This window comes from Salmonella sp. SSDFZ69 (assembly GCF_004010755.1).
GTDB classification, from domain to species: domain Bacteria; phylum Pseudomonadota; class Gammaproteobacteria; order Enterobacterales; family Enterobacteriaceae; genus Salmonella; species Salmonella enterica.
Genome location: NZ_CP034831.1, coordinates 1697875 through 1719779, shown reverse-complemented (window position 1 = coordinate 1719779; position 21905 = coordinate 1697875). Strand labels below are relative to the sequence as shown.

Here is a 21905-nt window from a genome sequence, read left to right as displayed (position 1 = left end):
GCAACATTCCGCAAAACGTTTCAGGATGAGAAACTTATACCGATGAAAGGCAGTAATACTTTCCGCTGGGCAATAGCGATTGGGGTTGTAGTGGCCGCCGCCGCATTCTGGTTCTGGCATAGCCGTAGCGAAAGCCCGACCGCCGCGCCGGGCGTCGCCGCGCAAGCGCCGCATACCGCCGCCGCAGGTCGCCGCGGTATGCGCGACGGCCCTCTGGCGCCGGTACAGGCCGCGACCGCGACCACGCAGGCCGTACCGCGCTATCTGAGCGGGCTGGGTACCGTGACCGCAGCGAATACCGTTACGGTACGTAGCCGCGTGGATGGTCAACTCATCGCCCTGCACTTTCAGGAAGGTCAGCAGGTCAACGCAGGCGATCTGCTGGCGCAAATCGATCCCAGCCAGTTTAAGGTCGCCCTGGCGCAGGCTCAGGGACAGTTGGCGAAAGATAACGCTACGCTGGCGAATGCGCGTCGTGATCTGGCGCGCTATCAGCAACTGGCAAAAACCAATCTGGTTTCCCGTCAGGAACTGGATGCGCAACAGGCGCTGGTCAACGAAACCCAGGGAACCATTAAAGCGGATGAAGCCAATGTCGCCAGCGCGCAGTTACAGCTCGACTGGAGTCGTATCACGGCCCCGGTCTCGGGACGCGTGGGTTTGAAACAGGTGGATGTCGGCAACCAGATTTCCAGCAGCGATACCGCAGGTATTGTCGTCATTACGCAAACGCACCCGATTGATCTCATTTTTACTCTGCCGGAAAGCGATATCGCGACCGTAGTTCAGGCACAGAAAGCGGGGAAAGCGCTGGTCGTAGAAGCCTGGGATCGGACTAACTCGCACAAATTGAGCGAAGGTGTGTTGCTCAGTCTGGACAACCAGATTGATCCCACAACGGGAACGATCAAAATTAAAGCGCGCTTTACCAATCAGGACGATACGCTGTTCCCCAATCAATTTGTGAACGCCCGGATGCTGGTCGATACCGAACAAAATGCCGTTGTGGTGCCTGCCGCGGCGGTGCAAATGGGCAATGAGGGCCACTTTGTGTGGGTGCTGAACGACGAAAATAACGTCAGCAAGAAGCGGGTAAAAATCGGTATTCAGGATAACCAAAACGTGGTGATCAGCGCAGGCTTGTCGGCAGGCGATCGCGTCGTTACCGATGGTATTGATCGGCTGACGGAAGGCGCAAAAGTCGAGGTTGTTGAGCCGCAAACCACCGTGGCGGATGAAAAACCCCCTTCCCGCCATGAAGGTCAAAAAGGAGCGCGCGCCTGATGCAGGTATTACCTCCGGGCAGCACGGGCGGCCCTTCGCGTCTGTTTATTCTGCGCCCCGTGGCCACCACTCTGCTGATGGCGGCGATTTTACTCGCCGGGATTATTGGCTATCGCTTCCTGCCCGTCGCCGCTTTGCCGGAGGTCGACTACCCTACTATTCAGGTTGTTACGCTCTACCCTGGCGCCAGCCCGGATGTCATGACCTCCGCCGTCACCGCGCCGCTTGAGCGCCAGTTCGGCCAGATGTCAGGACTGAAGCAGATGTCGTCGCAAAGTTCCGGCGGCGCGTCGGTGGTGACGCTACAGTTTCAGTTGACGCTGCCGCTGGACGTTGCCGAGCAGGAAGTACAGGCGGCGATTAACGCAGCCACCAATTTATTGCCTTCCGACCTGCCGAATCCGCCGATTTATAGCAAAGTCAATCCGGCGGACCCGCCGATTATGACGCTTGCCGTCACCTCAAACGCGATGCCGATGACCCAGGTAGAGGACATGGTAGAAACCCGCGTGGCGCAGAAGATCTCGCAGGTCTCCGGCGTCGGACTGGTGACGCTTGCCGGCGGGCAGCGCCCTGCGGTGCGTGTAAAACTGAATGCTCAGCCTGTCGCCGCGCTCGGTCTGACCAGCGAAACGGTCCGTACCGCAATTACCGGCGCCAACGTCAACTCGGCGAAAGGCAGTCTGGATGGCCCCGAACGGGCGGTGACGCTTTCTGCTAACGATCAGATGCAGTCTGCCGACGAATACCGCAGGCTTATCATCGCGTATCAAAACGGCGCGCCGGTACGGTTGGGCGATGTCGCCACCGTCGAACAGGGGGCGGAAAATAGCTGGCTCGGCGCATGGGCGAATCAAGCGCCGGCTATCGTGATGAATGTTCAACGCCAGCCTGGCGCCAATATCATTGCGACAGCGGACAGCATTCGCCAGATGCTGCCCCAACTTACCGAAAGCCTGCCGAAATCGGTGAAGGTCACGGTCCTGTCCGATCGCACCACCAATATTCGCGCTTCCGTGCGCGATACCCAGTTTGAACTGATGCTGGCGATCGCGCTGGTCGTCATGATTATCTATCTGTTTTTACGTAACATTCCCGCCACAATTATTCCCGGCGTCGCCGTACCGCTGTCGCTTATCGGCACCTTTGCGGTGATGGTGTTTTTGGATTTTTCCATTAATAACCTGACGCTGATGGCGCTCACTATCGCCACGGGTTTCGTGGTGGACGATGCGATTGTGGTGATCGAGAACATCTCGCGCTACATCGAAAAAGGAGAAAAACCGCTGGCGGCGGCGCTCAAAGGCGCGGGCGAAATCGGCTTTACCATTATTTCCCTCACCTTTTCACTGATTGCGGTGCTGATCCCATTGCTCTTTATGGGCGATATTGTTGGTCGACTGTTCCGCGAATTTGCGGTGACGTTGGCGGTAGCGATTTTAATCTCCGCCGTCGTCTCTTTGACGCTCACGCCCATGATGTGCGCGCGTATGCTCAGCCAGCAGTCTCTGCGTAAACAAAACCGCTTTTCCCGCGCCTGCGAGCGGATGTTTGACCGCGTGATCGCCAGCTACGGACGCGGATTAGCGAAAGTGCTCAACCATCCGTGGCTTACATTGAGCGTGGCATTCGCCACGCTCCTGCTTAGCGTTATGCTGTGGATAGTCATCCCGAAAGGGTTCTTTCCGGTACAGGATAACGGCATTATCCAGGGGACGCTGCAGGCGCCGCAATCGTCATCGTATGCCAGTATGGCGCAACGTCAGCGCCAGGTGGCGGAGCGGATATTACAGGACCCGGCGGTGCAAAGCCTGACGACTTTTGTTGGCGTAGACGGCGCTAACCCCACGCTGAATAGCGCGCGCCTGCAAATTAACCTCAAGCCGCTGGATGCGCGTGATGACCGCGTGCAGCAGGTGATCTCCCGGCTGCAAACCGCCGTGGCGACGATTCCCGGCGTGGCGCTGTATCTCCAGCCGACGCAGGATTTAACCATCGACACGCAGGTCAGCCGCACGCAGTATCAGTTTACCCTGCAGGCCACGACGCTCGATGCGCTCAGCCACTGGGTGCCAAAACTGCAGAACGCGCTACAGTCGTTACCACAGCTTTCCGAGGTAAGCAGCGACTGGCAAGATCGGGGATTAGCGGCCTGGGTGAATGTCGACCGCGACAGCGCCAGCCGTCTGGGTATCAGCATGGCGGATGTGGATAACGCACTCTACAACGCGTTCGGACAACGCCTGATTTCAACGATTTATACCCAGGCGAACCAGTACCGCGTCGTGCTGGAACATAATACCGCCAGCACGCCGGGCCTGGCGGCGCTGGAGACGATTCGCCTGACGAGCCGCGACGGCGGCACCGTACCGCTCAGCGCGATTGCCCGCATTGAGCAGCGCTTCGCTCCGCTCTCCATCAATCATTTAGATCAGTTCCCGGTTACGACATTTTCGTTTAACGTGCCGGAGGGCTATTCGCTCGGCGATGCGGTGCAGGCGATTCTCGATACGGAAAAAACGCTCGCCCTGCCAGCGGATATTACAACGCAGTTTCAGGGCAGTACGCTCGCCTTCCAGGCGGCGCTGGGCAGCACCGTCTGGCTTATTGTCGCCGCCGTGGTGGCGATGTATATCGTGCTCGGCGTGCTGTATGAGAGTTTTATCCATCCGATCACGATTCTCTCAACGCTGCCTACGGCGGGCGTCGGCGCGCTGCTGGCGCTGATCATCGCCGGTAGCGAGCTCGATATTATCGCCATTATCGGCATTATTTTGCTGATCGGCATCGTGAAGAAAAACGCCATCATGATGATTGACTTCGCCCTCGCCGCTGAACGCGAACAGGGGATGAGTCCGCGCGACGCTATCTTCCAGGCCTGTCTGCTGCGTTTTCGACCGATTCTGATGACCACGCTGGCGGCGTTGCTCGGGGCATTGCCATTAATGTTGAGTACCGGCGTTGGCGCGGAATTACGTCGCCCGTTGGGGATCGCGATGGTGGGCGGCTTACTGGTCAGCCAGGTATTAACTCTGTTTACCACACCGGTGATTTATCTCCTGTTTGACCGCCTGTCGCTGTACGTGAAAAGTCGCTTTCCGCGCCATAAAGAGGAGGCGTAGATGCGCTTTTTCGCCCTTTTCATCTACCGCCCGGTCGCCACCATTTTGATTGCCGCCGCCATTACGCTGTGCGGCATTCTGGGCTTTCGTCTGCTGCCGGTCGCCCCGCTGCCGCAGGTCGATTTCCCGGTGATTATGGTTAGCGCCTCGCTGCCGGGCGCCTCGCCGGAAACCATGGCTTCGTCAGTGGCGACGCCGTTGGAACGCTCTTTGGGACGCATTGCAGGCGTCAATGAAATGACTTCCAGCAGCTCGCTCGGCAGTACGCGCATTATTCTCGAATTTAATTTCGATCGTGATATTAACGGTGCGGCGCGCGACGTGCAGGCCGCCATTAACGCCGCGCAAAGCTTGTTGCCAGGCGGAATGCCCAGCCGTCCGACTTATCGCAAGGCCAACCAGTCCGACGCGCCGATTATGATTTTAACGCTCACCTCGGAGAGCTGGTCACAGGGCAAACTGTATGATTTCGCCTCTACCCAACTGGCGCAAACCATCGCGCAAATTGACGGCGTCGGCGACGTTGACGTCGGCGGCAGCTCCCTGCCCGCAGTACGTGTAGGCTTAAACCCGCAGGAGCTCTTTAACCAGGGCGTCTCGCTGGATGAGGTCCGCGAAGCGATCGACAGCGCCAACGTACGCCGACCGCAAGGCGCAATTGAAGATAGCGTGCACCGCTGGCAAATCCAGACCAACGACGAACTGAAAACCGCCGCCGAATACCAGCCGCTGATTATTCACTATAACAACGGCGCGGCGGTACGCCTGGGCGACGTCGCCAGCGTCACCGACTCGGTGCAGGATGTCCGTAACGCCGGGATGACGAACGCTAAACCCGCTATTTTGTTGATGATCCGCAAGCTGCCGGAGGCCAACATTATTCAGACGGTCGACGGCATCCGGGCAAAACTGCCGGAACTGCGGGCAATGATCCCCGCCGCTATCGATTTACAAATCGCCCAGGATCGTTCGCCGACGATTCGCGCGTCGCTGCAAGAGGTAGAAGAGACGCTGGCTATCTCTGTCGCGCTGGTGATCCTGGTGGTATTTTTATTCCTGCGTTCCGGGCGCGCCACGCTAATCCCCGCCGTCGCCGTTCCCGTTTCGCTCATCGGCACCTTCGCCGCCATGTATCTGTGCGGCTTCAGCCTCAACAATCTGTCGCTGATGGCGCTGACTATCGCGACCGGATTTGTCGTTGATGATGCCATTGTGGTGCTGGAAAATATCGCCCGCCATCTGGAGGCGGGAATGAAACCTTTGCAGGCGGCATTACAGGGTACGCGGGAAGTCGGGTTTACGGTCATCTCCATGAGTCTGTCGCTGGTGGCGGTATTTCTGCCGCTGCTGTTAATGGGCGGTCTGCCAGGGCGATTATTACGGGAATTCGCCGTTACCCTCTCGGTGGCGATTGGCATTTCGCTGGTGGTCTCGCTCACGCTGACGCCGATGATGTGCGGCTGGATGCTTAAATCAAGCAAACCGCGCACCCAACCGCGTAAACGGGGCGTTGGCCGTTTGCTGGTCGCCTTGCAACAGGGTTACGGCACGTCGTTAAAATGGGTGCTTAACCATACGCGTCTTGTCGGTGTGGTTTTTCTTGGCACCATTGCGCTGAACATCTGGCTTTATATCGCCATCCCTAAAACATTCTTTCCGGAGCAGGACACCGGCGTGTTGATGGGCGGTATTCAGGCTGACCAGAGCATCTCTTTCCAGGCCATGCGCGGCAAGCTGCAGGATTTTATGGAAATTATTCGCGACGATCCGGCGGTGAATAATGTCACTGGTTTTACCGGCGGCTCGCGGGTGAATAGCGGCATGATGTTTATTACGCTGAAGCCGCGCGGCGAACGCAAAGAGACGGCGCAGCAGGTCATTGATCGACTGCGGGTCAAACTGGCAAAAGAACCCGGCGCCAGGCTGTTTCTGATGGCGGTACAGGATATTCGCGTCGGTGGGCGGCAGGCTAACGCCAGTTATCAATACACATTGCTGTCTGACTCCCTGGCGGCGCTGCGCGAATGGGAGCCGAAAATACGCAAAGCGCTCTCGGCCCTGCCGCAACTGGCGGACGTAAACTCCGACCAGCAGGATAACGGCGCGGAGATGAACCTTATCTACGACCGCGACACCATGTCACGGCTGGGCATTGATGTTCAGGCCGCAAACAGTCTGTTAAATAATGCTTTCGGCCAGCGGCAAATTTCCACCATTTATCAGCCGATGAACCAGTATAAAGTGGTGATGGAAGTCGATCCGCGCTATAGCCAGGATATCAGCGCGCTGGAGAAAATGTTTGTTATCAACCGTGACGGAAAAGCGATCCCCCTCTCTTATTTCGCCCAATGGCGGCCCGCCAATGCGCCGCTGTCGGTGAACCATCAGGGACTTTCCGCGGCGTCCACGATTGCCTTTAACCTGCCGACCGGCACATCGTTATCGCAGGCGACAGAGGCCATTAATCGCACCATGACGCAGCTTGGCGTCCCCCCGACGGTACGCGGCAGTTTTTCCGGAACGGCGCAAGTGTTCCAGCAGACCATGAATTCGCAGCTTATTTTGATAGTGGCGGCGATCGCTACCGTCTACATTGTGCTGGGGATACTGTACGAAAGTTACGTCCATCCGCTGACCATTCTTTCTACTCTGCCATCGGCGGGCGTTGGGGCGCTTCTGGCGCTGGAACTCTTCAATGCCCCTTTCAGCCTAATCGCCCTGATAGGGATCATGCTATTAATTGGCATTGTGAAGAAAAACGCCATTATGATGGTCGATTTTGCGCTTGAAGCGCAACGAAGCGGCGGCCTGACGCCGGAACAAGCCATTTTCCAGGCCTGCTTGTTACGCTTCCGTCCAATAATGATGACCACGCTGGCGGCGCTGTTCGGCGCACTGCCATTGGTGTTATCTGGCGGAGACGGTTCGGAATTACGGCAGCCGTTGGGGATAACCATTGTCGGCGGTTTGGTCATGAGCCAGCTCCTGACGCTCTATACCACGCCGGTGGTGTACCTCTTTTTCGACCGTCTGCGGCTGCGTTTTTCGCGTAAAAATAGCAAACCGGTAGTAGAGATATGACAGAACTTCCTGACAACACCCGCTGGCAACTCTGGATTGTGGCATTCGGCTTTTTTATGCAGTCGCTGGATACCACCATCGTCAACACTGCGCTGCCCTCCATGGCGAAAAGCCTGGGGGAAAGCCCGCTGCATATGCACATGGTAGTGGTGTCATATGTTCTTACCGTCGCCGTGATGCTCCCCGCCAGCGGCTGGCTGGCAGACAAAATCGGCGTGCGTAATATTTTCTTTGCCGCCATCGTGCTGTTCACGCTGGGTTCGCTGTTTTGCGCCCTTTCCGGCACGCTTAATCAACTGGTATTAGCGCGGGTTTTACAAGGCGTAGGCGGCGCGATGATGGTGCCAGTCGGACGCCTGACGGTCATGAAAATCGTGCCGCGCGCGCAATATATGGCGGCGATGACCTTCGTCACCCTGCCGGGTCAGATCGGGCCGTTACTCGGCCCCGCGCTGGGCGGGGTGCTGGTGGAATATGCTTCATGGCACTGGATCTTTCTGATCAATATCCCGGTGGGAATTGTCGGCGCTATGGCGACCTTTATGCTAATGCCAAACTACACCATAGAGACCCGGCGCTTTGATCTGCCGGGGTTCCTGCTGTTAGCTATCGGCATGGCGGTACTCACGCTGGCGCTGGACGGTAGTAAAAGCATGGGGATCTCGCCCTGGACATTAGCCGGACTTGCTGCGGGCGGCGCGGCAGCCATTCTGCTCTATCTCTTCCATGCCAAAAAAAACTCAGGCGCGTTATTCAGCCTGCGATTGTTCCGCACGCCCACGTTTTCACTGGGGTTGCTGGGCAGTTTTGCCGGGCGTATCGGCAGCGGTATGCTGCCGTTTATGACGCCGGTCTTTTTACAAATTGGTCTTGGTTTTTCACCGTTTCATGCCGGTTTGATGATGATCCCCATGGTGCTGGGCAGCATGGGAATGAAGCGGATTGTGGTGCAGATAGTTAACCGTTTTGGCTATCGTCGGGTTCTGGTAGCGACCACGCTCGGACTGGCATTGGTTAGCCTGTTGTTTATGTCGGTCGCGCTGCTCGGCTGGTATTATCTCCTGCCGCTGGTACTGCTTTTGCAGGGAATGGTGAACTCGGCGCGCTTTTCTTCCATGAACACCTTAACGCTAAAAGACCTTCCCGATACGCTGGCCAGCAGCGGCAATAGCTTATTATCGATGATTATGCAGCTCTCGATGAGTATTGGCGTCACTATTGCCGGAATGCTGCTGGGTATGTTTGGCCAACAGCATATCGGGATAGACAGTAGCGCCACACATCACGTCTTTATGTACACCTGGTTATGTATGGCGGTTATTATCGCGCTACCGGCGATAATTTTTGCCCGCGTGCCGAACGATACACAGCAAAACATGGTCATTTCACGGCGTAAAAGGAGCCTGTAATGAAAGTCTGGCGGCCCGGAATCACCGGCAAGCTGTTTCTGGCGATCTTCGCCACCTGCATCGTGCTGCTGATCAGTATGCATTGGGCCGTGCGCGTCAGTTTTGAACGCGGATTTATTGACTATATCAAACACGGCAACGAGCAGCGGCTACAAATGCTGGGCGATGCGCTGGGCGACCAGTACCAGCAACACGGCAACTGGCGTTTTTTACGCAACAACGATCGCTTCGTTTTCCAGATTCTGCGTTCATTTGAGCATGACAACGACCGGGATAAACCCGGCCCCGGTATGCCGCCGCACGGTTGGCGCACCCAGTTCTGGGTCGTCGATCAAAATGGCCGGGTGCTGGTCGGCCCACGCGGTCCGGTGCCGCATGACGGTACTCGCCGCCCCATTCTGGTCAATGGTGACGAAGTCGGCGCGATTATCGCCTCTCCTGTCGAGCGGCTGACGCGCAATACGGATATTAATTTTGATATGCAGCAGCGGCGCGCCAGTTGGATGATCGTGGCGTTATCAACCTTGCTGGCCGCGCTGGCGACGTTTTTGCTGGCGCGTGGCCTGCTCGCCCCGGTCAAACGGTTGGTCGAGGGTACGCACAGGCTGGCGGCGGGGGATTTTACCACGCGCGTGACCCCAACCAGCGCCGATGAGCTGGGAAAACTGGCGCAGGACTTTAACCAGCTTGCCAGCACGCTGGAAAAAAACCAGCAGATGCGCCGCGACTTTATGGCAGATATTTCCCACGAACTGCGCACGCCGCTGGCGGTATTGCGCGGCGAACTGGAAGCCATTCAGGATGGCGTTCGCCAGTTCACGCCAGAATCGGTTACCTCGCTACAGGCGGAAGTCGGTACGCTTACCAAACTGGTTGACGACCTGCATCAGCTGTCGTTGTCTGACGAGGGCGCGCTGGCTTATCAAAAAACGACCGTCGATCTTGTTCCCCTGTTGGAAGTCGCTGGCGGCGCGTTCAGAGAGCGCTTTACCAGCCGGGGGCTAACGCTACATTACGCGTTGCCGGATAGCATGACCGTCTTCGGCGACCCGGATCGCCTGATGCAACTGTTTAATAATCTGCTGGAAAACAGTCTGCGCTACACCGACAGCGGCGGCGGCCTGCATATTTCCGCCGAACAACGCGACAAATCATTATTCCTGACCTTTGCCGATTCTGCACCGGGCGTCAGCGATGAACAGTTACAAAAGCTTTTTGACCGTTTTTACCGCACGGAAGTGTCCCGTAACCGCGCCAGCGGCGGTTCTGGACTGGGGCTGGCAATATGCGTCAATATTGTACACGCGCATAACGGTCATCTTCACGCCGCTCATTCGCCTTTTGGCGGGGTTAGCATTACAGTAGAGTTACCGCTGGATCGCGATTTACAGAGAGAAGTATGACTGAATTACCCATTGATGAAAACACGCCGCGCATTTTGATTGTTGAAGATGAACCCAAGCTGGGACAGCTGCTTATTGACTACTTACGCGCGGCGAGTTACGCCCCCACGCTCATCAATCATGGCGACAAGGTACTGCCGTATGTGCGTCAAACGCCACCGGATCTGATCCTGCTGGATCTGATGCTGCCGGGTACCGATGGTCTGACGCTATGCCGGGAGATTCGCCGTTTTTCCGACATCCCCATTGTGATGGTCACGGCCAAAATTGAAGAGATCGACCGGCTGCTGGGGCTGGAAATCGGCGCCGATGATTATATCTGTAAGCCTTACAGCCCACGCGAAGTCGTGGCCCGCGTGAAAACCATTTTGCGCCGCTGTAAACCGCAGCGCGAACTCCAGCAGCAGGATGCCGAAAGCCCGTTAATGATTGATGAAAGCCGCTTTCAGGCCTCCTGGTGTGGTAAAGCGCTGGATTTAACCCCCGCTGAATTCCGCCTGCTAAAAACCTTATCGCTTGAACCGGGTAAAGTTTTTTCCCGCGAGCAGTTGTTAAACCACCTCTACGACGACTACCGTGTGGTGACCGATCGTACTATCGACAGCCACATTAAAAACCTGCGCCGTAAACTGGAATCGCTGGATGCCGAACAGTCATTTATACGCGCGGTCTACGGGGTGGGATATCGCTGGGAAGCAGATGCGTGTCGCCTGGTATAATGATTATTGGCATAACAATAACAAAGTCGTAAGACGATATTTTCCGCCAACGCTATTCTGGCGGAATTAACACACTGCCCTCTTTCCTTTGGCCGAGCGGTATCCCGAAAACCACGACGAACGCGATCGGAGACAATAAATTATTTGGCCGCTCTTTTTAGTTTACCGATATACTGTGAGTAGTTTTTTAAACTTATTGCGCATTAATTCATTAAGTGAATCTAAAAATACATAAACATAATACCAGCTTAATTATACATGGATTTTTATGACAGAAACGTCATCTCACCGCTATAAACCACGCAATATAATAAATGCGCCAAATGTAAAATCGTCTATTTTTTCCCGGAGCCAACAACGCGGCGACAGCGAAATTATCCAGCGCTGGTTAAGCAACCATTTTTATCGTTGGATCATTGGTGACTTTCCTCATGTTTACCCTGTGCGCTCCGTCGCCGATTATGCCGTTTATTTTAGCGCTGATGCAGAAATCCCCGCCTGGCTGGTGCCAAAGCTGGGTGGCGATGAGCGCTTTTACTACCTTAACGTTCAGCACCCGCAACTCGTGGCAATGGAAAGAGATTTAGTGGAATTTCTTTCGCGTCAGGAAGGAACGCGGCTGGAAACTAAACTACAGCGCATCAACTGCTTTACCGTGCTGGCAATGCGCGAAGCGGAGCATCAAAAAATGCAGCGCCTGCGTGAACAAGGTTGGTATCCCTCCAACAGCGAGGCGCTAAAACCGGTGATGGCGGTGAATAACGGTGTGCTGGTTGAGCTTGATGCAACAAACCCCGGCCTGCGCAGTGAGATGGCGTATGAATCCTGGCATATGCAACACTGCGTCGGAGATTTTGATAATAAAGGCGCGCTTTCCGGCGGCTACGGCGATTACTACGCCCGGCAAATTGAACAACAAAAACTTCGCCTGTTCAGCCTGCGCGACGGCAATAATATTCCCCATGTCACAATAAGCCTGGTGGTTGGTAATAACGGCCTGAGTATTGATCAGATTAAAGGTAAGCAAAATCGCCATCCTATTAAGAAATATGCTAACGATGTTTTATCTCTGTTACGCCATCTGCAACCACTTCCTGAGCGCCACGCTGATTGCGAAGGGATGGGAATAGTTTATGAATCGACGCCGGAATATTCAGGTTGGAAATTTATTACTCATATTCATGACCTCAATTTTCTGCTCAATGTGCTGCATGACAATTTTCATTTAATGGAACACTTCCCCACTCCCCCGGTAGCTTTACAGTGGCTGCTGCTGCACAGCGCCCCGGAGGCACTGCGCTACCTTCAGGTTGTTGATCCTAACGTGGCGACGGCTGCGGAAATGCTGTTTCCACGACATGAATGGCACCCTACGCTTGCCGGGAAAAACACCAGTAGCGAACCTTTCGAAATTGAAAGCCTGACGCTACAAACCACGCGCTATCTTTCTGCAACCAGGGAGGAGCGCTAATGTTCTGGGTTGTTCTTATTATTGCCGCCCTATTTTTTAGCTGGCGCAACTACAAAAAAAACAAACCGCTGATTGCGGCCCGTATCGCCGAGGAGAAAGAAAAAGATCGCCTGAAGGATCTGCGTCGCGATACCCGACGGCGGCAATGGGCGCTGGCGCTAGCCGATATCCTCGCCCGGCGCAACGGGCTACCGACCAAAGGCGTTGAGCTGGTCTTCAAACTTGACGATGACAAACGCCGCTATCTGGCACAGCAGGTAAAAAAAGAGCTGGGCTTGAGCGAAAACCTCGACGGCGCGGCGTTACGCCACAAGGTCGAGGATATCTTACGCCGCTGGCCTGCGGGCATCGGCAGCTCGCCGCGCACGTTTTATCATCATCTGGCGGCCCAGGGCCAGGTCCGCGACGCGCTGGCTTTCGACTGCATGCGCACCGCCTTTCTGACCCGCTGTATCGCCGGGCTCGGCTGGTGCGACGTACATCAGGCCTGGCTGGTGTTATTACTTAACGCCCAGCGCGCTCAGGACTGTTTTGATTCCTGGGAGGATTACGCCACCGCCTACGTTCGCGCCCGCCGAGTATGGCTCACGCTACGTGACACGCCAACAGCGCTTGCCGGACGGGATTTACAGGAAGCCACCCATTATCTGCAAGACCCTGTCAGCCGCTGGCGACAACTGCCGTGGAATGAATTCAAAATTTTCGAGCCGATTTAAAGGACGCTTTATGGAACAGGATGATCGTCTGCTCAACGCTATGTTTGAGATGTGCAACCACAAAAATCCCCTCAATGACGGGCAACGCGAGTGGCATATCGCCGATATTTCCGGCCTGCTGCGCGAAGAACGCTATGACGAACTGGACGAACGTTACAACCAGGCGCTGATGGAGAGCTTTACCAGCCGCGAAGCGGAAAAGCGCTATTTCTTCGCCTGGAATCAAATGGACAACCCTTTTTACGATATGGACACGCTGGTTGAGGCTGGGCCGCAAGGATTAGCGCTGATCAAAAACTGGCAGCGCGCTCGTCCCCGCTCCACTCACGCCTGGCTTGCCGAGGCGCAATACTGGAATCACCGTGCGTGGCTTTACCGCAGCTATGGCTGGGCGAGAGAAACCACCCGAGCGATGTGGATCTGCGCCGCCGCCTGCAACGAACGGATGGTCATCGCCGCGCTCAATGCTATCGACTGTGAACCGCGCCAGTGGATGGCGGCGGCCCTGACCAGCACCAACTCAAAAGTCTTCGGCCAGCCCGACTGGCTGGTTGAGTTCCTCGTGGGCGCGGATGTTGCCGGGCAGCCATTAATGGAAGATCTGGCTGAATATCATCGCCATTCACCGCAGGAGGTGGACGCGCTGATGGCCCATTCCGGGCTGTCGTTTGCCGACGCGGTTTGCCCAAATCTGCCACGCCCGTCCGTGCTGCCGGAGTGCAATGACTATGCCGGGCAAAAATACTGGCTCGCCGTCTGCCTGGCTATTTTCCCGACGGCATTTTACGTGCTGGATGAATATATCCCGTTTCGTATGCCACGCTGGAGAGGGTCTCACGAGGAAATCCGCGAATTTCTGGAATCAAGCGTATGCGATCACCTTTCTGCCGCAGAACGTGAACATCTGGAGCTATTGATCTGGTGGGACGATCACCGCGATCTGCGCATCAAAGAGGTTGACTCCCCGGCAGAACAGGAACGTATTATCGCCAAAGCCGAAGAGATTAGCCTGCGAGCGCATATCCAGGAATCTCGCCACAACGCGCTGGAGTGGCTGCGGGTCTGCTATAGCGATCTGGACGATAATGACGCGCTCTGGCGAACCCTTCAGCGTTCGATCGTGGAAAAAGTTAAGCTCAACAATTACTTCTCTGATGACACGATAAAGTTCGCCCTGCGCGATTTTCCTGACACCTGGTGGATGTATAATTTTCTCTGCCAGAATGCGCAGCAAACGGAATTCGCAGTGCCGAAAATCCGCCGTGGCTACTTTCAGTACGCCGGGTTATTGGGTTTCGAAAAGGATGAGGCGCAAGGCCTCGCCTGGCTCGATAGCGTCGCCGACATTCAATATAACCATAGCTGGCGGGCGGCGATTAAAAATTTCGACTGGTTCGGGCTCCCGGAACATTTCGTGCCGCTGGCAGAGCTGGGCGCACAAAGAAATATACCCGCCGCGCTAAACCTGCTGGGCCTTGAACACAATAATAAAGAGAACAACGGCCTACTACCTTACGATCCTGCCATCGCGTTAGGGTATTTTCAGCGCGCGGCGGAGATTTTGCACCGGCAGTTAGCGCTGCGCGAGAGCACCCCGTACAAATTAATAGATAACGGAGGCTATACCGACTATGAAAATGACCTGCAAAATATTCATTTCAGCATCGGCGTCTGCAACCAGCGTCTGAGTAAACAAGAACCTGATACCGAAAAACGTTCCGCTTATGAAAAAGAACTGCTCGATAATCTCTGGCTGGCGCATCAGTTCGGGCATAAAGAAGCCTGGGGCTTGTTCCTGCTGAATATTTTTGAAGTGAAGGATATTACGCTGGCGCATAAGCATCTGGAACTGGTGCAACAAGAGGCCAACAAAGGCACGCTACATGCTATGGTGACCCTATCGCGCCTGCACGGTAATAAACACGATCGAACGCTGTTTAATATGAAGATAAGCGCACGCTGGGCACATTTTGCCTTCACGCTTTACCCGGATAATGAAATCGTTATGGACTGCCTGGACCACCTGCATTTCGATTCTTTCTGGAAACGCTTTCGTTTCGCCTGGTATACCGTCCGCATCCCGAATTCAGAGCTGCCGGGACAGGTCAACTCAATGGTGTAAGGTGGTTTACTCCCCTCTCCCACGGCGCTACAATGCCCGCCCTTAAAGTGAGGACTCTCCTCAAGCCGCCTCATCAGGTGAGGCGGATCTGACCTGTCATCAGAACGAGAAAATGATGTTTAAACCAGAACTTCTTTCGCCGGCGGGAACGCTGAAAAATATGCGTTACGCTTTCGCTTACGGTGCCGATGCCGTCTATGCGGGCCAACCACGCTACTCTTTACGCGTGCGTAATAACGAATTCAATCACGAAAATTTGCAGCTTGGCATCAACGAAGCCCACGCGCTCGGAAAAAAATTCTACGTGGTGGTGAACATCGCCCCGCATAACGCCAAGCTCAAAACCTTTATCCGTGACCTGAAACCCGTCGTCGAGATGGGCCCGGATGCGCTGATCATGTCCGATCCAGGGTTGATTATGCTGGTACGCGAGCACTTCCCGGCAATGCCGATTCACCTGTCGGTACAGGCTAACGCCGTAAACTGGGCGACGGTAAAATTCTGGCAGCAGATGGGGCTGACCCGTGTGATTCTCTCCCGCGAGCTGTCGCTGGAAGAGATTGAGGAAATTCGCCAGCAGGTGCCGGATATGGAAATAGAAATTTTCGTCCACGGCGCGCTATGCATGGCCTATTCCGGCCGCTGCCTGCTTTCCGGCTACATCAATAAACGCGATCCGAATCAGGGCACCTGCACCAATGCCTGCCGTTGGGAATATAACGTGCAGGAAGGAAAAGAAGACGTTGTCGGCAACATCGTGCATAAGCACGAACCGATTCCGGTACAGAACGTTGAGCCGACGCTCGGTATCGGCGCGCCGACGGATAAAGTGTTTATGATAGAAGAGGCCCAAAGACCGGGCGAATACATGACCGCGTTCGAAGACGAGCATGGCACCTATATCATGAACTCAAAAGATTTGCGCGCTATCGCCCACGTGGAGCGCCTGACGAAAATGGGCGTCCACTCGCTGAAAATCGAAGGCCGCACCAAATCCTTTTATTACTGCGCCCGTACCGCGCAGGTCTACCGTAAGGCCATCGACGACGCCGCCGCGGGTAAACCCTTCGACCCTACGCTGCTGGAAACGCTGGAAGGTCTGGCTCATCGCGGCTATACCGAAGGTTTCCTGCGTCGCCATACGCACGACGATTACCAGAATTACGAGTACGGGTACTCCGTTTCCGAACGCCAGCAATTTGTCGGCGAGTTCACCGGCGAGCGTAAAGGCCAACTGGCGGCCGTGGCGGTGAAAAATAAATTCTCCGTTGGCGATAGTCTGGAGCTGATGACACCGCAGGGAAATATCAATTTCACCCTGGAACAGATGGAGAACGCCAAAGGCGACGCTATGCCGGTGGCGCCTGGCGATGGCTATACCGTCTGGATGCCCGTCCCGCAGGACGTTACGCTGGATTACGCACTATTGATGCGTAATTTCTCAGGCGAATCAACGCGTAACCCCCATGCTAAGTAGTTAATTGCGGTTATTTTTTCATGGCGGGAAGATTCTTAGAAATTGATCACATACCGCTTCGCTCAATGCGGGTATTATTCAACGCGCTGAAAAACATAACCCATAAATGCTAGCTGTACCAGGAACCACCTCCTTGGCCTGCGTAATCTCCCTTACGCAGGCTTATTTTTTGCGTATAATCCATAAAAAAGTGGTACTTCCCGCCATATCCAAAATTGACCACACTAACCAAAGCGCAAATGGGCGCTTAGGTTTAGAGACCTCCCCTATCCATTGCCAGCCAGCAAGTCACAATCCTCCCCGCATCCGGTCGGACTCAGGACTTAGCATTGTGACGTTAACGTTTAAAATCAGTGAATTAAATTAATAACTACTTTGTGAGCACTTACACAAAAAGTTTCCAGGTTATTAAATTAAGGTTAAAAACTGATAATTTAAGCGTGTAAAAATATGGCACGTTTTAATGCCGCTTTTACAAGGATTAAAATAATGTTTTCCCGGATTAGAGGTTTGATTTCATGTCAAAGTAATACTCAAACCATCGCACCTACGCTCAGTCCACCTTCATCAGGCCATGTAAGTTTTGCTGGGGTTGATTATCCTCTATTACCACTAGATCACCAAACGCCGCTCGTTTTTCAGTGGTTTGAACACAATCCAGATAGATTTGGTCAAAACGAAATTCCCATTATCAATACGCAGAAAAACCCTTATCTTAATAATATTATCAATGCTGCTATAATAGAAAAAGAAAGAATTATCGGTATTTTCGTTGATGGCGATTTGAGCAAGGGACAAAGAAAAGCATTGGCAAAATTGGAACAAAATTATAGAAACATAAAGGTTATTTATAATTCTGACCTTAATTATAGCATGTATGATAAAAAGTTAACGACGATTTATTTAGAAAACATCACCAAACTGGAAGCTCAGTCAGCAAGTGAACGAGATGAGGTCTTGCTTAACGGGGTAAAAAAAAGCCTGGAAGATGTCTTGAAAAACAATCCGGAGGAAACGCTTATTTCATCTCATAATAAAGACAAAGGTCACTTATGGTTTGACTTCTACAGAAATCTTTTCCTGCTAAAAGGAAGCGATGTTTTTCTGGAAGCTGGTAAACCTGGTTGTCATCATCTGCAACCAGGCGGCGGTTGCATATATCTTGATGCAGATATGTTACTTACTGATAAACTCGGCACGTTGTATTTACCTGATGGTATCGCTATCCATGTAAGTCGTAAAGATAATCATGTTAGCCTTGAAAATGGAATTATTGCTGTTAACCGCAGCGAGCATCCAGCATTAATAAAAGGACTCGAAATTATGCACAGTAAACCTTATGGCGATCCCTATAATGACTGGCTCAGTAAAGGGTTGAGGCATTATTTTGACGGTTCTCATATACAAGATTATGACGCATTTTGCGATTTCATTGAATTTAAACACGAAAATATCATTATGAACACAAGCAGTTTAACTGCCAGCTCGTGGAGATAATCATAATAGCCTTATTTTACTCGCCCTTCCCACCGTCACGTATAATCGGTATCCAGAGTTATTCCTTTATCCTGTAAAATGTGATACAGATTCTCCATTGATCTAATAACTACCTCAATTTCACATTCAAGTTTCTCTACAGAACTTTCATTGAGTGAGAAGTTGATAGCCAGTAATAATGATTGTGAGTTATTATCATAACACAAATGTGGTCCATTATTCTCTGCAAACCATAAATTAGCATTGAGAAATTCAAAAGCAAGATTATTATTATCCGGAGGTCTTCCGCAAAAACCGTATATCATTATATACTCGCTGTTAGTGCTTGTTAGTAAGATACGGTAACGGTTATCTATAATAAATGAGCATAATCTGTTTTCGTCAAAGACAATTGAATCGACATTTAATTTTAGTGAAAACTGTCTTAATAAGCGATCGGCTTTTGAATACATAACACCCCATACTCTATTTAAAGAGTTTCTATATAAGTCATAAGCCTCTTGTCTTGACGCGCAACACCCCGTGTCATCGTCAGAATTCGTCTTTTCCCTATGACTTGCTGTGTTTGCTCATTTATGGCCAGGCTGGCCGGGTTCTGACACCATTTGCGCTAAGGTATAGTCCGGCGCATATTCCCATCATACCAATCCCCCCTATGCCAAACGATGCGCCTAAAACCGTCAGGGCGGTAGTATATGTAGCACCACTACTGACACTGGCGACAGCCCCTGAGCATACCCCACTGAAAACACTTGTAAACAATGCAGAGGTTCCCAGACACATTAAACATCTGGGTTTATTGCCGTAAGCGTTAAACTCAACGATTTCAGCTACTGGTTTTTCGTCATTACCCCGTTCAGAAGGAGGGAGCAATGGCGTTTGCGCATTCACGCCTGAAGTGACATTCATATAAACCTCTTCATGCACATGCCTGTTTATGTTTATGTTTATGTTTATGTTTATGAGAAAAGTGATACCTCAGGCAACGGTACGACTATAAGACACCGCGCTAAGTCATCATCTAAATAGGTTTTATTTGATAACAAGAATAGTGTACTGCTAATAGTGCGTCTTGTTCCTGCCAAAGCAGTCTAAAGAACATTTCGATTTTATGCTATTAAAAAGTATGTTTGGTAATAAATATCAGGTTTTTATCTGATATTATGAAGTTTGAAATTAATACTGATAACTGACGTATGTTCGTCTTGTTAATTCTCCGTTTCGTTATTAAAGGCGCTATATCTGAAAGCGTCTGACTACCCCTTGTGGTTTCCTTGCACTCTTACAAGCGATACTCAATGCGCATACCGGCATCTCTCTTGTCGCCATTTGCCTTAAACCATGCTTCGCTTACCGCTGCGTACAGCAGGAAGAAAAACGGTAAAGCAATAAGTGCGCAACATTTCAATTTTCATCCTGTTCTGACCTCGCTTTTTCATTTCTGCTATACACTTTCTGGAGATTGTTGTTCAACCTATTAAGGCATAACGGATGGCTAACTTTCCCGCCAGCTTACTGATCCTCAATGGCAAAAGCGCTGATAACCAGCCGCTACGTGAGGCCATTACTCTACTTCGCGACGAAGGTATACAGATTCACGTTCGGGTAACCTGGGAAAAAGGCGACGCGCAGCGTTACGTTGATGAAGCCCGTAGACTGGGCGTTGAAACGGTGATTGCCGGCGGCGGAGACGGTACCATTAATGAAGTGTCGACCGCGCTCATCCAGATCCGCGACGGCGTAGCCCCTGCATTGGGCCTTTTGCCGCTCGGCACTGCCAACGATTTTGCTACCAGCGCCGGTATTCCTGAAGCGCTGGACAAAGCGCTGAAACTGGCGATTGCCGGAAACGCGATGGAAATTGATATGGCCAGGGTCAATGATAAAACCTGTTTTATCAATATGGCGACGGGCGGTTTTGGCACCCGCATTACCACCGAAACGCCGGAAAAACTTAAAGCCGCGTTGGGCGGCGTCTCCTATCTTATTCACGGTCTGATGAGAATGGATACGCTGACCCCTGACCGCTGCGAAATACGTGGCGAAAACTTTCACTGGCAGGGAGATGCGCTGGTGATCGGCATCGGCAACGGTCGTCAGGCCGGCGGCGGGCAGCAATTATGTCCCACCGCGCTGATTAACGACGGGCTGTTACAGCTACGGATTTTTACCGGCGAAGAACTGCTGCCGGCGCTGTTTTCCACACTCACGCAGTCAGATGACAATCCGAATATTATTGACGGCGCCTCAGCGTGGTTTGATATTCATGCACCGCATGAAATCACGTTTAATCTGGATGGCGAACCACTCAGCGGGCAAGAATTTCATATTGAGGTGCTGCCTGGCGCATTACGCTGTCGGCTGCCGCCAGACTGCCCGTTGCTACGTTAATAACACCAGTCGCTGGCCGGATGCGCTCACATCCGGCTTTTCTTCGCTGAACTCAGGCGATGGTGACTTTGCTATCCAGATAGACATCCTGTACGGCATTAATCAACTTCACGCCATCAGCCATCGATTTCTTAAATGCTTTACGTCCCAGAATTAGCCCCATTCCACCGGCTCGTTTGTTGATCACCGCGGTACGAACCGCGTCGCCGAGATCAGTGTCGCCGCCGTCCGCGCCGCCGGAGTTGATAAGCCCGGCGCGTCCCATATAGCAGTTCGCCAACTGGTAACGTACCAAATCAATCGGGTTATCGCTGGTCAGTTTGCTGTACACGCGATCGTCGGTATAGCCGAAGTTGACCGCTTTATAACCGCCATTATTCTCGGCCATTTTCTGTTTCACAATATCCGCGCCAATCGTAGCGGCCAGATGGTTGGCTTGCCCCGTCAGGTCAGCGGATACATGGTAATCAACGCCGTCTTTTTTAAAGGAAGAATTACGCAGGTAAGCCCACAATACGGTCACCATACCCAGCTCATGCGCACGCTCAAAAGCGGCGGAGATCTCTTCAATCTGGCGACGAGACTGTTCCGAACCGAAATAGATCGTCGCGCCTACCGCCACGGCGCCCATATTGAACGCCTGCTCAACGCTGGCGTACAGGGTCTGATCGTACTCTGTCGGATAGCTCAATGTTTCGTTGTGATTCAGTTTGACCAAAAACGGAATACGGTGCGCATAGCGCCGTGAAACCGAGGCCAGTACGCCGTAGGTAGAGGCCACGCAGTTACAGCCGGCCTCAATCGCCAATTCAACAATGTTTTTTGGGTCAAAGTAGCGCGGGTTGGCCGCAAAAGAAGCGCCGGCGGAGTGCTCCACTCCCTGATCGACGGGCAGTATCGAAAGGTATCCTGTTCCCGCCAGGCGTCCAGTATTATAGAGCGTCTGCATATTACGCAGAACGGCTGGTGGACGATTATTGTCAATCATCACCCGGTCAACGTAATCCTTGCCGGGTAGATAAAGCTGATCGGAAGGAATGGTCATACAACGATGCTGTAAAAGGCTGTCGGCGTCTTTGCCAAGCAACTGCGCAATATCAGTCATAGCTATGCTCCCGTAAGTTCCGATAGGGTATCGGAAGGTGAATAGTCCTGCCCCGCAGATTGCGGGTCGCAATAAGCCTGGTACTGACCGACCATTTTTGCCAACTTT

15 protein-coding genes are annotated in these 21905 nt (G+C 53.1%); 12 read left to right on the top strand and 3 right to left on the bottom strand.

What is annotated here, in order from left to right; genetic code table 11:
• Positions 1-42 precede the first annotated feature (42 nt).
• From mdtA to sseK2, 11 genes are all read left to right on the top strand, one after another.
• On the top strand, positions 43-1284 hold the full coding sequence (gene mdtA, locus EOS98_RS08340) for a multidrug efflux RND transporter subunit MdtA (RefSeq protein ID WP_126523973.1): 1242 nt from the start codon (positions 43-45) through the stop codon (positions 1282-1284).
• A complete protein-coding gene (gene mdtB, locus EOS98_RS08335; protein WP_126523972.1) occupies positions 1284-4406 on the top strand; it encodes a multidrug efflux RND transporter permease subunit MdtB in 3123 nt (1040 codons plus the stop codon). Before mdtA ends, mdtB begins: the two co-directional genes overlap by 1 nt.
• Positions 4407-7487, top strand: a complete 3081-nt coding sequence (gene mdtC / locus EOS98_RS08330) for a multidrug efflux RND transporter permease subunit MdtC (protein WP_127821160.1) — start codon at positions 4407-4409, stop codon at positions 7485-7487.
• The gene (locus tag EOS98_RS08325) at positions 7484-8896 is read left to right on the top strand and encodes an MFS transporter (protein ID WP_000137818.1); all 1413 of its coding nucleotides are present in this window, start codon (positions 7484-7486) and stop codon (positions 8894-8896) included. Before mdtC ends, EOS98_RS08325 begins: the two co-directional genes overlap by 4 nt.
• Complete coding sequence (baeS, locus tag EOS98_RS08320) at positions 8896-10299, top strand: two-component system sensor histidine kinase BaeS (RefSeq protein WP_126523971.1); 1404 nt, start codon at positions 8896-8898, stop codon at positions 10297-10299. Before EOS98_RS08325 ends, baeS begins: the two co-directional genes overlap by 1 nt.
• Positions 10296-11018, top strand: coding sequence for a two-component system response regulator BaeR (baeR, locus tag EOS98_RS08315; RefSeq protein WP_000137854.1), 723 nt, complete (start codon positions 10296-10298; stop codon positions 11016-11018). Before baeS ends, baeR begins: the two co-directional genes overlap by 4 nt.
• Before the next feature lie 268 nt (positions 11019-11286).
• The gene (locus EOS98_RS08305) at positions 11287-12489 is read left to right on the top strand and encodes a cytoplasmic protein (protein ID WP_140902088.1); all 1203 of its coding nucleotides are present in this window, start codon (positions 11287-11289) and stop codon (positions 12487-12489) included.
• The gene (locus tag EOS98_RS08300) at positions 12489-13205 is read left to right on the top strand and encodes a DUF1266 domain-containing protein (RefSeq protein WP_001650029.1); all 717 of its coding nucleotides are present in this window, start codon (positions 12489-12491) and stop codon (positions 13203-13205) included. The genes EOS98_RS08305 and EOS98_RS08300 overlap by 1 nt, the downstream gene beginning before the upstream one ends.
• Positions 13206-13215: 10 nt before the next feature.
• Positions 13216-15327, top strand: coding sequence for a DUF4034 domain-containing protein (locus tag EOS98_RS08295; RefSeq protein WP_126523970.1), 2112 nt, complete (start codon positions 13216-13218; stop codon positions 15325-15327).
• Positions 15328-15442: 115 nt separating this feature from the next.
• Complete coding sequence (gene yegQ, locus EOS98_RS08290; protein WP_001517981.1) at positions 15443-16804, top strand: tRNA 5-hydroxyuridine modification protein YegQ; 1362 nt, start codon at positions 15443-15445, stop codon at positions 16802-16804.
• Between the two features lie 450 nt (positions 16805-17254).
• Entirely contained in the window at positions 17255-18301 is a 1047-nt protein-coding gene (sseK2, locus tag EOS98_RS08285; RefSeq protein ID WP_126523969.1) for a type III secretion system effector arginine glycosyltransferase SseK2, read from the top strand.
• A 35-nt stretch (positions 18302-18336) separates the two neighbouring features.
• Here the strand turns inward: sseK2 and EOS98_RS08280 are convergent, their stop codons facing one another.
• Together EOS98_RS08280 and steD are read right to left on the bottom strand one after the other, a co-directional pair.
• On the bottom strand, positions 18337-18753 hold the full coding sequence (locus EOS98_RS08280; protein ID WP_126523968.1) for a CesT family type III secretion system chaperone: 417 nt from the start codon (positions 18751-18753) through the stop codon (positions 18337-18339).
• Positions 18754-18874: 121 nt separating this feature from the next.
• A complete protein-coding gene (gene steD, locus EOS98_RS08275) occupies positions 18875-19210 on the bottom strand; it encodes a type III secretion system effector SteD (RefSeq protein ID WP_079951314.1) in 336 nt (111 codons plus the stop codon).
• Positions 19211-19792: 582 nt separating this feature from the next.
• Here steD and yegS point away from each other — a divergent pair.
• A complete protein-coding gene (gene yegS / locus EOS98_RS08270; protein WP_001273393.1) occupies positions 19793-20692 on the top strand; it encodes a lipid kinase YegS in 900 nt (299 codons plus the stop codon).
• A gap of 52 nt (positions 20693-20744) precedes the next feature.
• Here the strand turns inward: yegS and fbaB are convergent, their stop codons facing one another.
• Positions 20745-21797 carry a class I fructose-bisphosphate aldolase gene (fbaB, locus tag EOS98_RS08265; protein WP_000129590.1) on the bottom strand — a complete coding sequence of 351 codons (1053 nt, stop codon included), beginning with the start codon at positions 21795-21797 and terminating at the stop codon, positions 20745-20747.
• Positions 21798-21905: the final 108 nt, after the last annotated feature.

Coding starts and splice junctions, on each gene's coding strand:
- mdtB (WP_126523972.1), top strand. CDS start 1,284: ATGCAGGTATTACCTCCGGGCAGCACGGGCGGCCCTTCGCGTCTGTTT.
- EOS98_RS08300 (WP_001650029.1), top strand. CDS start 12,489: ATGTTCTGGGTTGTTCTTATTATTGCCGCCCTATTTTTTAGCTGGCGC.
- steD (WP_079951314.1), bottom strand. CDS start 19,210: ATGAATGTCACTTCAGGCGTGAATGCGCAAACGCCATTGCTCCCTCCT.
- EOS98_RS08305 (WP_140902088.1), top strand. CDS start 11,287: ATGACAGAAACGTCATCTCACCGCTATAAACCACGCAATATAATAAAT.
- yegS (WP_001273393.1), top strand. CDS start 19,793: ATGGCTAACTTTCCCGCCAGCTTACTGATCCTCAATGGCAAAAGCGCT.
- EOS98_RS08280 (WP_126523968.1), bottom strand. CDS start 18,753: ATGTATTCAAAAGCCGATCGCTTATTAAGACAGTTTTCACTAAAATTA.
- fbaB (WP_000129590.1), bottom strand. CDS start 21,797: ATGACTGATATTGCGCAGTTGCTTGGCAAAGACGCCGACAGCCTTTTA.
- mdtC (WP_127821160.1), top strand. CDS start 4,407: ATGCGCTTTTTCGCCCTTTTCATCTACCGCCCGGTCGCCACCATTTTG.
- EOS98_RS08295 (WP_126523970.1), top strand. CDS start 13,216: ATGGAACAGGATGATCGTCTGCTCAACGCTATGTTTGAGATGTGCAAC.
- sseK2 (WP_126523969.1), top strand. CDS start 17,255: ATGGCACGTTTTAATGCCGCTTTTACAAGGATTAAAATAATGTTTTCC.
- EOS98_RS08325 (WP_000137818.1), top strand. CDS start 7,484: ATGACAGAACTTCCTGACAACACCCGCTGGCAACTCTGGATTGTGGCA.
- baeR (WP_000137854.1), top strand. CDS start 10,296: ATGACTGAATTACCCATTGATGAAAACACGCCGCGCATTTTGATTGTT.
- baeS (WP_126523971.1), top strand. CDS start 8,896: ATGAAAGTCTGGCGGCCCGGAATCACCGGCAAGCTGTTTCTGGCGATC.
- yegQ (WP_001517981.1), top strand. CDS start 15,443: ATGTTTAAACCAGAACTTCTTTCGCCGGCGGGAACGCTGAAAAATATG.
- mdtA (WP_126523973.1), top strand. CDS start 43: ATGAAAGGCAGTAATACTTTCCGCTGGGCAATAGCGATTGGGGTTGTA.